Source organism: Desulfuromusa kysingii, assembly GCF_900107645.1.
Taxonomy (GTDB): domain Bacteria; phylum Desulfobacterota; class Desulfuromonadia; order Desulfuromonadales; family Geopsychrobacteraceae; genus Desulfuromusa; species Desulfuromusa kysingii.
Map to the genome: position 1 here is coordinate 51,418 of NZ_FNQN01000012.1, position 13,861 is coordinate 65,278.

Annotated in this window: 11 protein-coding genes; 2 read left to right on the forward strand and 9 right to left on the reverse strand. The window is 47.6% G+C overall.

Features of this window, described 5'->3' with window-relative positions:
- Window positions 1-55: 55 nt before the first annotated feature.
- From BLU87_RS15750 to glmU, 3 genes are all read right to left on the reverse strand, one after another.
- Window positions 56-760 (reverse strand): hypothetical protein, encoded by a 705-nt coding sequence (locus tag BLU87_RS15750; protein ID WP_092350586.1) that lies wholly within the window; start codon window positions 758-760, stop codon window positions 56-58.
- 192 nt (window positions 761-952) lie between these two features.
- The gene (glmS, locus tag BLU87_RS15755) at window positions 953-2,782 is read right to left on the reverse strand and encodes a glutamine--fructose-6-phosphate transaminase (isomerizing) (RefSeq protein ID WP_092350588.1); all 1,830 of its coding nucleotides are present in this window, start codon (window positions 2,780-2,782) and stop codon (window positions 953-955) included.
- Between the two features lie 18 nt (window positions 2,783-2,800).
- On the reverse strand, window positions 2,801-4,180 hold the full coding sequence (gene glmU, locus BLU87_RS15760) for a bifunctional UDP-N-acetylglucosamine diphosphorylase/glucosamine-1-phosphate N-acetyltransferase GlmU (RefSeq protein WP_092350590.1): 1,380 nt from the start codon (window positions 4,178-4,180) through the stop codon (window positions 2,801-2,803).
- A 158-nt stretch (window positions 4,181-4,338) separates the two neighbouring features.
- On the opposite strand from glmU, the gene BLU87_RS15765 reads away from it, so the two are divergent.
- Both BLU87_RS15765 and BLU87_RS15770 read left to right on the forward strand, forming a co-directional pair.
- Window positions 4,339-4,893 carry an MXAN_5187 C-terminal domain-containing protein gene (locus BLU87_RS15765; RefSeq protein ID WP_092350592.1) on the forward strand — a complete coding sequence of 185 codons (555 nt, stop codon included), beginning with the start codon at window positions 4,339-4,341 and terminating at the stop codon, window positions 4,891-4,893.
- A gap of 9 nt (window positions 4,894-4,902) precedes the next feature.
- Window positions 4,903-6,756, forward strand: coding sequence for a B12-binding domain-containing radical SAM protein (locus BLU87_RS15770; protein ID WP_092350594.1), 1,854 nt, complete (start codon window positions 4,903-4,905; stop codon window positions 6,754-6,756).
- 25 nt (window positions 6,757-6,781) lie between these two features.
- Here the strand turns inward: BLU87_RS15770 and BLU87_RS15775 are convergent, their stop codons facing one another.
- The 6 genes from BLU87_RS15775 to BLU87_RS15800 form a co-directional block, all read right to left on the reverse strand.
- A complete protein-coding gene (locus tag BLU87_RS15775; protein WP_092350596.1) occupies window positions 6,782-8,149 on the reverse strand; it encodes a response regulator in 1,368 nt (455 codons plus the stop codon).
- A gap of 147 nt (window positions 8,150-8,296) precedes the next feature.
- Window positions 8,297-8,572 carry a thioredoxin family protein gene (locus BLU87_RS15780; RefSeq protein ID WP_092350598.1) on the reverse strand — a complete coding sequence of 92 codons (276 nt, stop codon included), beginning with the start codon at window positions 8,570-8,572 and terminating at the stop codon, window positions 8,297-8,299.
- Between the two features lie 96 nt (window positions 8,573-8,668).
- Window positions 8,669-11,287 (reverse strand): ATP-dependent chaperone ClpB, encoded by a 2,619-nt coding sequence (gene clpB, locus BLU87_RS15785; protein WP_092350663.1) that lies wholly within the window; start codon window positions 11,285-11,287, stop codon window positions 8,669-8,671.
- A 115-nt stretch (window positions 11,288-11,402) separates the two neighbouring features.
- Window positions 11,403-11,777 (reverse strand): Hsp20/alpha crystallin family protein, encoded by a 375-nt coding sequence (locus BLU87_RS15790; protein ID WP_092350600.1) that lies wholly within the window; start codon window positions 11,775-11,777, stop codon window positions 11,403-11,405.
- Between the two features lie 25 nt (window positions 11,778-11,802).
- Window positions 11,803-12,234, reverse strand: a complete 432-nt coding sequence (locus BLU87_RS15795) for an Hsp20/alpha crystallin family protein (RefSeq protein WP_092350602.1) — start codon at window positions 12,232-12,234, stop codon at window positions 11,803-11,805.
- A gap of 204 nt (window positions 12,235-12,438) precedes the next feature.
- Window positions 12,439-13,845 (reverse strand): sigma-54 interaction domain-containing protein, encoded by a 1,407-nt coding sequence (locus BLU87_RS15800; RefSeq protein WP_245706652.1) that lies wholly within the window; start codon window positions 13,843-13,845, stop codon window positions 12,439-12,441.
- Between the last annotated feature and the right edge of the window lie 16 nt (window positions 13,846-13,861).

The window sequence follows — 13,861 nt, forward strand, 5'->3', positions numbered from 1 at the left end:
TAACCGGCGCAGCTTTGCTGCGTCCGGCGCTGTAGGCGCGTAGTTGATTGAATTGTTAGGTGATTCTGCGAGCAAAATCAGCAGACCGTTTAATAATAAAATTACGAATTTCAAATAGTTCATTTATTCCGAGGATTTCTCGAACGCTTTCCTTAACATTCTCAACTGCCAACTCTTCTTTATGATCAGGGGCTTCTTCTTTTAATTTTTCCATCCCCATTACATTCGCAAAAACATTGTATGATTCATCAAGAGCTTTGCTTCTCGCTTCATCTCTTGTGCCTCGTAGGGCGTTAACAAGATGAGTTTTTACCCCGATCTCATTGATTGCGTTTTCAAATGGTTCTAGCTCTAGTGCCACTGATTTTGGTATCCAAGCTGCGTACTCGCGTTTTAATGCAAATAATTTGTAAGCGCACTCCATCGCCTTTTCAGTCGGCCCTTCTCGAAACAGTACCCCGACTGTCTCATGCACCTCGGATAGATAGGCCTCGCAAAAGGCAACATGCTTATCAAAAGCAACTGTCGACATATGAGATGAAGCCCCTAATGAAAATACATGTTGATCCGTTTGCAAATGTTTCTGTTTTTCAAAAGCAGCTGAATCTCTAGCAATTTGAAATAGCGCACCTACCAAAGCGCCGACACCGGGCACAACAATCATGCCGGATATGAACTCAGAAACTGGCGCAAAGGATGCAGCTGCAATAGACGCAACAAACACTATCGACAGACTTAGATAAATCGTCCAGTTTTTCATATTCACCTAACGATAAATAGACAGATCTGTATAAAACCGTAAACAAAGACACAAATTTGTCTGCCTATCCCATTAAATAAAAGACCTGAAAAGCCAATATAAATACCTAGTATATCGGCTTTTTTTCAGATCGCATGTGACTTTGGCAGTCAAATATGGACAGACCTGTCTAAAATGAGCTAAAAGTCACCCTTATTCAACCGTCACACTTTTGGCCAGATTTCTCGGCTGATCGACATCGGTCCCCTTCAGAACTGCGATATGATATGCCAGCAGTTGCATCGGGATGGAGGTGAGGATGGGCATCAGATCGTCTGTTGTTTGCGGGACCTGGATCAAGGTGTCGACTTTGCCTTGCAAACCACTCTCTTCGCCACTGGTGATTGCGATCACTTTCCCACCGCGGGCGCAGACCTCTTCCATATTGGAAACAACTTTGTCATAGATATTATTCTGCGGCACCAGTACCACCACCGGCAAATTCTCGTCGATCAGAGCGATAGGGCCGTGCTTCATCTCTCCAGCTGGATAGCCTTCGGCATGGATATAGGAGATTTCTTTGAGCTTCAGAGCCCCTTCAAGGGCAATCGGATATTGGTTCCCACGACCTAAGTAGAGAAAATCACGGGCGTTCATAGAATCCCGTGCAATTTTCTCGATCTGTTCATCAAGCTCTAAGGTCTCTTCGAGTTTGCGCGGCAGCGCCAACAAATCTTCTACTTTGTCACGACAACTGTCCGCGGTTAACGTTCCGCAGGATCGGCCCAATTTTAAAGCGAGTAAATAGAGAGCGACAAGTTGGGTGGTAAAAGCTTTGGTTGAAGCCACACCGATTTCAGGTCCAGCGTGGGTATAAATAACCCCGTCACTTTCGCGAGCGATGGATGAATCAACCACGTTACAGATACAGACTGATTTTCCACCCTTCCCTTTTGCCTCACGCAATGCGGCAAGCGTATCTGCGGTTTCACCACTTTGACTGATTAATATGGTCAGACTTTTATCGGTGACAATCGGATCGCGATAACGGAACTCGCTGGCGATATCAATCTCAACCGGAATCCGCGCCAGCTTTTCGATATAAAATTTGCCGACCAGACCGGCATGCCATGAAGTACCGCAGGCAATGATAAAAATTTTATCCAGACCGGCAAGTTGTGCGTCGCTGAGGCCAAAATCTTCAAGATAGATATTACCCTCTTCACTCTGCAACCGTCCGGCAATGGTATCGGCCAGGGCGCGGGGCTGCTCATAGATCTCTTTAAGCATAAAATGCTTGTAGCCCCCCTTCTCGGCCATGAGCGGGCTCCAGGTGATCGTTTTACTCTGCTTGGCGACGGGCTGTCCGACAAGATCAGTCACCCACATTTTTTCCGGGGTAAAGACGGCGATTTCACCATCTTCAAGAAAGATCATCTCCCGGGTATGCGACAACATAGCGGGGATATCAGAAGCGACAAAGTATTCCCCCTGTCCCTGACCTACGACTAACGGCGATCCCAACTTGGCAGCAATCAGCTTATCCGGCTCATCATTACAAAGGATGGCAACAGCATAAGCACCTTTGACTTCTGCCAATGCCAATTGGACGGCGGTTTCAAAATCATCACATTGGCGGAAATGTTCTTCGACCAGATGGGCAATAATTTCAGTATCGGTCTCCGAACAAAAGTTATGTCCAAGCCCTTGCAATCGTTCCTTTAATTTCAGATAGTTTTCTATAATCCCATTGTGGACAACGACAATATTTCCGGCCCTATGCGGATGAGCATTGATCTCTGAAGGACGGCCATGCGTTGCCCAACGGGTATGGCCGATTCCCCGGCTCCCTATCGCAGGTTGTTCGCGGAGAATATTTTCCAGATTGATCAGCTTACCTTCGGCCCGGCGAATTTGTGGCTCCCCACCGTTGAGGGTGCAAATTCCTGCCGAATCATAACCCCGATACTCAAGACGTCGTAAACCTTCGATAATAATAGGAGACGCATCCTGCTTTCCAATGTAACCAACGATTCCACACATAGTTTTCTCCTTCAGAACTCAGGATTTCTTCTGTTTACGTAGCCGCCAACCGGGGATAATTTTCTGCTCTGTCCGTGCCAGGGCCAGGGAGTCTGGCGGGACATTCTTGGTCACTGTGGTTCCGGCAGCGATCAGGCTGTTACGCCCAATGGTTACGGGAGCGACAAACTGACAATCACTGCCCACAAAGACATCATCTTCAACGGTGGTTTTGTGCTTGTTGACGCCATCATAGTTACAGGTGATTGTCCCGCAACCAAAGTTCACATTGCGACCGACCTCGGAGTCACCGATATAGGTCAGGTGGCTGGCTTGCGATTTTTCACCGAATAGCGCTTTCTTCATCTCCACAAAGTTGCCGATTTTATTGTGACCCGTGAGGACATTACCGGGACGCAGATGTGCCATGGGACCAATAATACACTGCGGCCCGACTTGAGATTCTTCAATCACTGAACCGGCTTTTAAATGCGTGCCATCCGCGACATGTGAATCCACAACGACGACACCCGTCTCAAGAGTACAATTCTTACCGATACGGGTCTTGCCCCGCAAATGCACATTAGGGTGCAACATGGTGTCGACCCCGATTTCAACCCCGTTGTCGATATAAACGGTAGTTGGGTCGATCATGGAGACACCACCAAACATCAGCTCGGCGTTAATATGCCAACGCATCAGCACCTCGGCCTCCGCCAACTGACAGCGATCATTAATCCCCATCACTTCGGTCGGATCTTCTACGCACAGGGCCCGGGTCTTCTTGCCGGCAGCAACTGCTGCGGCAACAATATCGGTGAGATAGTATTCCCCTTGAGAATTGTTTTTATTCAGCCCTTTGAGTGCCGCAAGGACAAACGCCGCATCAAACAGGTAGGTCCCGGCATTAATTTCGGTGACTTGACGTTGTTCTTCAGTGGCATCTTTCTCTTCAATAATCTGCAGGATCTGCTCACCGTCACGGATAATCCGTCCATAACCCTGAGGATTCGGCATCTGTGCAGTCAATACGGTCACCGCAGCTTGTTGTTGAGAATGGTAGTCCTGCAAGCGCTGCAAGGTTTCGACTTTCAACAACGGCACATCGCCACAATGGAGCAATAGCGGCCCGGAATACCCACGCAGTGAGTCGGCTGCACACATCAGGGCATGCCCGGTTCCCAATTGATCCGTCTGCTTTATCCACGTCAAACTGTTATCATCAAAAGCCCCCATCACCTGTTCTGCACCATGCCCGACAACAACCTTCAGTTGCGCAAATCCGGCAGCTCTGGCAACCTCAAGTGGGTAAGAAAGCATCGGTTGGCCACAAATTGGATGCAAGACTTTCGGCAGCGCCGATTTCATTCTGGTCCCTTTGCCTGCAGCTAAAATAACTGCCGCCAATCCTTTTTTCATATATCATCCCCTTATTGTAAATAATTAAAAAACGTTTCATTATCTCGAACTGACGCTTATCAAGTCAAGTTGCAACCCATATTAACAACGATAAAATCAGGCGATTATTTACATTTACAGGTCACTCACGTATAGTTCTGTGCTTGGAGGAGCGACCGATGGATGAACGACGTCAGCTGGCACAAGAGCTGGATGATATCCAGCAGCAAGTTAAAGAGCTGGAGATTCATTACGAGCAATATTTTGCTGGTATTGAAAAACGTGAACCTTTAAATGAACGCAAGAACCTTTCTCGACGTATCCGTCAGTTTACAAACCGCCAGATTGTCTGGACCGATCTGAAATTTCGTTACCAGAACATTGCCTCCCGCTTAATGTCTTATGGGCAATACTGGGATCGCATTCTGCGCTTAATTGATGAGGGGAAATATCACCGCCACACCGCTAAGCTCGACACATCGACATCCAGACGACAGAAGAGTCAATCTCAGCCAATCGACCCCACAATTGAAGCGAATCGGCTACAGGAAGAATTATCCCAGGCGAGAAAAAACTGTGGGTTAACCGGGACAGGCCCGAGCGCCGAAAAAGTTGCTATCTTTTTGGCCAGCCAACGTGAAAAAATCCAAGCGCGATATGGTAATAAACCTGTTGAATTCTCCGTTGATACCAGTGGAGAAAAACCGCGGATCAAAGTCAGCCTTAAAAAATAAGAAGCTCTTATGCAAATTATCATTGCGACCCTTCACGTGCGCGCTTCCGATCAAGCTGTTTCTCTGGCGGCGGGCTGTCTTAAATCCAGCTTGCCTTTGAATACCCAGCGCAACACAACACTTATTGATTTATTTCCTGAACAAACCAGCGCTTCTATCTGCAGTCAGCTGCTGGAACTGAATCCAACTATCATCGCTTTTCCTCTTTATGTCTGGAACCGCGAACAGATCCTGCATATCTGCACCTTGCTGCGCCAGAAAAAGCCAGAGCTGTTTCTCATCGCCGGAGGTCCCGAAGCCAGCGCTGATAGTCACAAGGTGATTCAAGAGGGATCGTTAGACGGGGTGATGCGTGGCGAGGGTGAAGTTTCTTTTGCTGAGTTAATTCATCGCTTGAGCACTGGAGCCTCACCCGCTGGAATTGCCGGCTTTCTTTCTACAACAGCAGATAACGCAGCAACACCAGATCCAACTGTGTGTCCAGACCTTTCTGCCCTTACGTCACCGTGGCTATCCGGTCAACTGCCACTGCAAAGAAACTGCGGAGTCCTCTGGGAAGTTGCCAGAGGTTGTCAGTTTAATTGCGCCTTCTGTTACGACGCCAAGGGACATCAAGGGGTTCGTCCCTTTCCGGTTGCCCGGTTAAAAAAAGAGTTGCAACTGTTTACTCAGCAACAGGTATCACAGGTCTGGGTCCTCGACTCGACGTTTAACGCCCCTCCCGGTCGGGGCAAACAATTATTGCAACTGCTGATCGAACAGGCCCCTCAAATCCATTTCCATATTGAGGCGAAGGTGGACTTTCTCGACCTTGAAACCATCGAGCTGCTCTCTCAGCTCAACTGTTCAGTACAGATCGGCTTGCAATCAGCAACACCGCAGGTCCTTAAACCCCTCAACCGCAATTTTTCTCCCCAGCAAATGGAGCGGCGATTAGAACAGATGAGCCTTGCCGGCATCACCTTTGGGCTCGATCTGATTTATGGTCTGCCCGGCGACGATCACTCCGGCTTTGAAACAAGCCTCGATTTTGCGCTACGCCAGCAGCCCAATCAAGTTGATGTTTTCCCCCTCGCGGTCCTTCCTGGAACAGAACTCTTTGAGCAGCAAGAAAAGCTCGGAATTCTGAGCGAAAACCATCCCCCCTATCTGATTCAAGCAAATACAACATATTCGAAAAAAGATTTGCAGAAGAGCCATGCCCTGGCAACGGCAACGGATATCTTTTATAATCGCGGCCGGGCGGTTGGTTTCTTTCTGCCCCTGTGTCAGGCCTTGAAGTCTTCTCCAAGTGCGTTTTTACAAAGCTTCAGCCAGTGGCTCAACAACCACAATATTGTAGCCGCTGATTGTTGGTCTGCCGAAGCAATCCTCCCCTTGCAACAACAATTTGCAGCACAACAACTGCAGACACATAAACTCTCAAAGTTGCAGCATCTGGTCACCGATTTAATCAATTTTCATTTTCTTTGTGCGGAAACATTGCTCACCGATGATTGCCTTGCAGACAAACATATGGCGCGGAAAAACTGGAAGAAATTCTCCTGGCGACTCAATCCCGCCGTCAGGGTGCAATCTTTTCATTTCGCCCTGGAAGACCTGGAAGCTGTCGGCGCTGAACCGTTGGAGAGAGCCAATCATCACCTCTCCCCAAACCCTGAAGTTGCAATCTTCTTACGTCAGCAGGGGGAGGTCATTATTGAGTCTCTCGATGATAACTTTGCACAAATTTTGCTCCGGGCCAGAACTGAGAATACCCTTGATCATTTCGTTACAGAGATTGACCCTCAATTAGCAGAAGAGCTGCTTGATTTTGCCGTAAGCCAAGGAATATTACTGCCAGTCCAGTCGACTTCAAGGTGATCACAGAGGGGACGCTAAAGACGGTTTATTTGAGCAATAGATCGACAAAGCCTTGATAGGTCTGCCGCTTGCGCTCCGAATGGCCATATAGGGTAGATGAAAACAGCGCTGATGCGGCATGCTCTCCCAACATCGAAAACAGTTGATAGTCGATCGACTCCAACTGTTCCTTTTGAATAAAAAGACGATAAATAGCCAGCAACCCAATCATTTTTCCATCGATTATCAAAGGGATAGCGACAATTGGCGCCTGTAGATCGTCAGAGCCTTCAGTAATCGACCCCTGACAAAAGTAGTTTTCCTCGTCGGCAGCAATTTTTCCCAACACCCCTTCACCCAGGGGAATATCTGGAAAAGATTCGCTGCCATCAAAACCCTCACCGGTTTCAAAATGCAACTCTTCAGTGGTTTTATCAAACAGGAACACCGCAAACTTCTCGGCACCAACAAAATTGATAACAACTTCTTTGATGATCCCGAGGGTTTCTTCACGATCCAAGGTAGAATGCAGACGGGAAGAGGCAATATAAAGGTTGGTTAAGTTGTTATTGACATCTTCAACTTGCACTAATTGATTGGCGAAATCGAGGTTCTCCTGTTCCAGTTCACCGATGCGACGGAGAGCATCATCCTGTTCAGCGCGCAATTTCGAACATTCATTTTCAAGCGTCTGCAAGCGCTGACTCAATCGATCGTCGATCCCCTCTGCTTCTAACTGCTCGGCTTTTTTACTGCGAATCAGACGATCAAGGAGCTGTTTACTCTTCTGGTCCGGGTAGATAAAATAGACACCATAGCCATCCTCAGACCGGTTCGTTGTCCGCTTAATCCTCCCGTATAAGGAGAGAGGATCTCCATCCGCATCCTCTAATTTCATCTCAACGGTTGTATTTTCTTCAAGGGGAGTCGGTGATTTCAAACGAATCCCGCTACTGGAGATATCTTTGGCAGTGACAACATGGAGACGACCACCTTCTTGAAGTTGCAGCGGTAGTGTGACTGCAATCCGCTCAGAAGTTCTCCTCTGCAGCTGTCCAAGCAGGCGTGCGACTTTTTCTCTTAATTCCTGTTTGTTGACTGGTTTAGTGATGTAATCATCACACCCAGCATCGAGACAATGTTGCACCTCTTCCGGTTTTCCTGCGGCCGTCACCATAAGAATCGGCAGCTTCTCCCACTGAGGATTTTTGCGAATCAAGCGACAGACTTCATCACCGTTTATACCTGGCATATAGTAATCCAGCAACAAGACATTCGGGGCCACCTTATCAAGCCGCTGCAAGGCTTCTTCGCCAGATGAAGCCGTTATCAGATCGTAACCGCAATCCTCAAGATAAGAGCGCTCAAGCTCAAGAAAGAGATCTACATCATCGACTAATAATATTTTTGACATCGGCAATCCTGTTAGAAAAAGGAGATTAAATCTACCTCAGAATACGCAAAAAGTAAAGGCTCCCGAGTGCTAACGCGGGAGCCTTTTATCAGTTCATTTATGGTTTTTTGCGGTTTAACAATTGTTCCCAAAAAGCGTGTGGGAAAATCAAGCGACCTTAGCCACTTCACGTAAATAACGTGGTCTCTCAGTTATAAAATTGACAATTTCATTCACTTCAGGAACGCGACCAGCGATCCGCACTTGATCATCAATCAACAAAGCTGGTTCGACATAAATACGGTTATCAATCATCTTACGAGAATCACTGAACTGATGGACTTCAGCCTGAACTCCAAGTTGATTGAGCGCTTCGCGAACATTTTCTACCGTTCCATGACAACTTGCTGGATTATCTGGCTTACAAAGGACATCGATACGCATAATAATTCTCCTCTTCTGAGGTTATTTTTTAATTATGACTATTTTTGTCATATTGTACATGATTTCCAAAAATTGACAAGGTATTTGTCAACCCCCTTAAGAATTATTTTTGCTTTCTACAGAGACAACTAATTCTCCTGCAACCTGATCAACGACGACGCTCGCACCTTCTAACGTCTCACCTGTTATCAAGGTTCGTGCAACCTTTGTTTCCAATTGGCGCTGGATAAATCGTTTCAGAGGTCGTGCCCCATAGACCGGATCGTAAGCCGTCTCAGCAATATAATCACAGGCGGCAGGGGTTAATTCCAGACCGAGATTATTTTCAGCCATGCGCTGGCGCAACTCTTCAATCAATAGCAAGACAATCTGCTTAACCTCTTCCAGAGACAGGGGCTTAAAGATAATCGTATCATCGACACGGTTAAGAAATTCGGGCCGAAAATGATGTTGTAGCTCCTGCTCAACCTGTTTCATAACCTCTTGGGGAATCTTACCGTCATGAATCCCTTCGATCAAATACTGAGAGCCTATATTCGAGGTCATGATAATAACGGTATTCTTGAAACTGACCGTACGCCCCTTAGAGTCTGTCGCCCGACCATCATCCAGAATCTGCAGCAATACATTGAATACATCCGGATGTGCTTTTTCAATTTCATCGAACAACACAACCGCATAGGGTTGCCTACGCACGGCTTCTGTGAGCTGCCCACCTTCTTCGTAGCCAATATAACCGGGAGGAGCCCCAAGTAAACGACTGACAGCATGCTTTTCCATATACTCTGACATATCAATACGGATGATGTTATCTTCACTATCAAATAACGCTTGCGCAAGGGTTCGTGCTAATTCCGTCTTCCCCACACCGGTTGGACCGAGAAAGATAAATGAACCGATGGGACGACGTGGATCTTTGATTCCGGCTCGCGCTCGAATGACAGCGTCTGCGACTCGCTGCACGGCTTCATCCTGGCCGATCACTCGCTGATGCAGGATCTCATCCAGCTTAAGGAGCTTTTCTCGCTCGCCTTCGACCAGACGGGTCACCGGGATCCCGGTCCAGTTAGCAACAATGGTAGCAATCTCTTCAGCTGTAACCTCTTCACGCAGTAACTTGTTGGTGCCATCGGTTTGTTCCAGCTGTTGTTCACCGGTTTTAAGCTGCATCTCAAGTTCTGGCAGGCGTCCATGCTTCAGTTCCGCCGCACGGTTCAAATCATAACTGCGCTCGGCTTCAGCAATAGCAAGCCGGGTTTTCTCAATCTCCTCACGGAGTGATTGCGTCCCACGGATCCCCCCTTTTTCCAGTTGCCACTGTGCTGCAAGGGTTTTTTCACTTGATTTTAACTCAGCCAGTTCTTTTTGCAGAACAGTCAACCGCTCGCGACTGGCTTTGTCTTTTTCTTTCTTGAGAGCCGCCTCTTCAATTTCAAGCTGCATCATGCGTCGGGTTATTGCGTCCAGTTCAGCAGGCATGGAATCAATTTCGGTACGGATTGTTGCACAGGCTTCATCAACAAGATCGATCGCCTTATCAGGCAAAAATCGGTCAGCGATATAACGATGACTTAATTCTGCTGCCGCAACCAAAGCATTGTCCTGAATACGCACTCCATGATAGACCTCAAAGCGCTCTTTTAATCCACGCAGGATACTGATGGTGGCCTCAACATCCGGTTGATCAACCATGACCGGTTGAAAACGACGCTCCAAGGCGGGATCTTTCTCTAAGTATTGGCGATATTCGTCAAGAGTTGTCGCGCCGATACAATGTAATTCTCCACGAGCTAACATAGGTTTGAGCATGTTCCCTGCATCGATCGCCCCTTCCGTCTTACCGGTGCCGACAATGGTATGGAGTTCATCAATGAACAACAGAATCCGCCCGTCACTATCATGAACTTCTTTCAGAACCGCTTTAAGCCGCTCTTCAAATTCACCACGGTACTTGGCTCCGGCAACCAGAGCTGACATATCAAGAGAAAAAACCGTCTTGTCTTTAAGCCCCTCGGGGACATCACCGCGGACAATCCGATGGGCAAGCCCTTCGACAATGGCCGTCTTACCGACACCAGGTTCTCCAATCAGAACTGGATTATTCTTGGTTTTTCTCGACAAAATTCTAATCACCCGCCGGATCTCTTCATCCCTGCCGATCACCGGATCAAGTTTCCCCTTTTTGACCTCCTCAACCAGATCCCGGCCATATTTTTCCAGCACTTCATAGGTTGATTCTGGATCCTGACTGGTGACTCGCTGATGGCCACGGACTTCCGTCAGTACTTGCAGAAGCCTTTCACGATCCAGCTTATATTTTTTAAATATTTTACCGCCTGCGGTGCGCTCTCCTTCAGCAACAGCAGCCAGCAAGATATGTTCGACACTGACATATTCGTCTTTCAGTTGCTTTGCCTCTGTTTCAGCCTGCAGCATCAGTTGTCCCAGGCGGCGACTGGCATACAGCTTACTGCTATCGGCGCCCGGACCGCCCATTTGTGGACGAGACTTAAGGTTCTGATTTAGCTCTGTTAAAATATCTGCAACAGGAATGTCGAGCTTCTGTAACAACCGTGGCGCCAGACCATCCTGTTGTTCACAGAGGGCTAGCAACAGGTGCTCACCATCAATTTCTACGTGCCCCAGACGCAGAGCATGAGATTGTGCTTCCTGTAATGCTTCCTGAACTTTTTGTGTGGTTCGATTCAGATCGATCATAATGACTCCTGTTGAAGATGTTTTCATACGCTATTACTATCCTCCAATTATAGCGCTCAAAAAACAAATCGCTGTAAAAAAGCCAGGGAATTTAACCCTGGCTTTTTCTCTGTTAATGTAACGTTTTAACGTTTATCTTTCGCGGTTTTGCCGCCTCGCTTTTCGGTAACCGCAGGGTGAGAACTCCATCCTTCAATGCAGCGTCTCCAGCGTCCGCATCAATCCTCTCGGAGAGCGTAAACTGCCGATAGTAGCTGCGCTGCTTATCATCGTCAGCAGCTTGAATTTCACCTTCCAGAGTTAACACCCCACGGGAAACTTCGAGTTGCAACCCCTGCGTTGCAACCCCTGGTAAATCAGCCATCAAGACCAACTCATCTGCCGTCTCATAGATATCAACGGCAGGAGTCATCCGCACTATGGGTCGAGCTTGTTGAACATTTTGTTGAGCGACATTTTCTTGGTTTACCATCTGTTTTTCAGTCATGATCTATTTCCTCCATCATATTTTTTTATTCGTTAACTTTAAGTGCAATCTTCTTGGGCAATGCCGAAACAGCCTTTGGCAGGTCTATCCGCAAAACTCCATCGATATATTCGGCTTCAATATTTTCAACATCCAAGTCTGTTGCAAGCTGAATATTCTGTTCAAATTTCCCTCGTTGCCGCTCCTGACGATACCAATGGCTCCCTTCAGGAACTTCTGCTTCAGTAAACTCTCCAGCGATCGTTAAGCGACGCCCTAAGACACTGATGTTCAAACTTTCACTATTCAACCCTGGCAACAAAGCTTTAACGCTGTGACTGTTTTCTTTCTCCGTGACCTCAAATTTAATCGGTCGAAGAGGGTTCTCAGAGGCTGATGCGAATCCCAATTCCCGCAGGAATTGATCCATTTCACGTTGCATGTTGCTGACTTCGTTCACAAATTGTAATCCAAACATATTGTCCTCCTATGATTTTGGTTGTTGATGATTTAATTTCTGTCTTGAGTTAATACAAGACAGATGCCAAAACCAAAAAAATATTTTAAGTAATTATTTCAGATAGTTATGAGGGTGCTTGGATTTCAGATTTTATTGCGACGTCGCAGCACAGGCTGCAACTGTTGCAGCTGCGACAGGTGCGACGTTGCAACAGCTAAAAAATCAGGTGAGGTCTTGGCGGGTTAAGTTCAATCGTTGCAGGTGGCGATATAATGTCGCTCTATGGACACCCAGATATCGGGCCGCAGCAGACAGATTACCGTCTGAGGCTTGAAATGCCTGACGGATAAGGTCTGCGGATAAATCAACTTTTTGCCCCTGGTGTGCTGAATTTGGGGGTGGGTTATATACGTTTTTTTCCGTCGTTTGCGTATATGGAATCGCCATCGGTAAATGACGTTGGTTGTCATCAGTGGCAATAATGTTTTTGGAGTTTGAGAACTTCTGCCGCTCCGCTATCCACTCAGTAAAAGCCCGCACTCCTATGGCTTCCGTCTCAGACTCAACAACGACTCGTTCAATAACATTGCGCAATTCACGGATATTCCCCGGCCAGAGATAAGATTGCAGCAAACGGATAGCCTCATTGGTTAACCGGGTAATGTTCTTACCATATCTCAGATTGAATTGCTGGAGAAACAACTCGACCAACAGCGGAATATCTTCAGCGCGGTCGCGCAGTGGGGGGAGATGGATGCGGAGGACAGCCAGCCGATGGTAGAGATCAGAGCGGAAGCGTTTTTCTGCCACTGCTTGCTCCAAAGGGACATTGGTTGCACCAATAAAACGGACATCAACCTGATGACTTCTTTCACCACCGACGCGTTGCACCCGCCCATCTTCCAGCACCCGCAGCAGCTTTGTTTGTGTATGCAGGGGCATATCCCCAATCTCATCCAAAAACAATGTGCCACCATTGGCGCGCTCAAAATAGCCATGATGCTCACGCAGTGCGCCAGTAAAAGCTCCGCGTTCATGACCAAACAGCTCGGATTCAAGGAGTTGCTCACTTATCGCAGCACAATTCAAAGCGGCAAAGGGTTTTTCATGGCGCCGGCTTTCTGCATGCAGCGCTTGCGCAACCAGCTCTTTTCCCGCCCCCGTTTCACCGGTGATAATGATGGCGGCATCGGAGGCTGCGTAGAGACGAATCTTACGAAACACTTCGTGCATCGCAGGGCTACTCCCCACCATCTTGTGAAAACTGATATTCTGTTTGCTCGCCACCGATTCGCTGCGCAGGCTGATCCGAACTATCTGCCCTTGGTAGTCTTCGGTTAAACCGGCGAATTGGATATCAGCCAGGAATTCTTGCTGTTCGGGAAAAAGGCGTAACTTAACATCGGTCAGATCCTGTCTCTGATCTATGACGTCAGCGGCCAAAGTTGTTATTGCTGGTACTGCGGCGGGGAAAAGTGCTGCCGGGGAGCGCCCTTGGATAGAGGACGGTTCAAGTTTGAGCCAGTGAGTGACCCGATCTGACAGACTTTGAACCTGCCATGATCCATACCCCCGATGTATCATCACAATGTCAGCAGCGACAACAGGTAGATATTCGGAGTGACTCACATGTAAATTCATATTA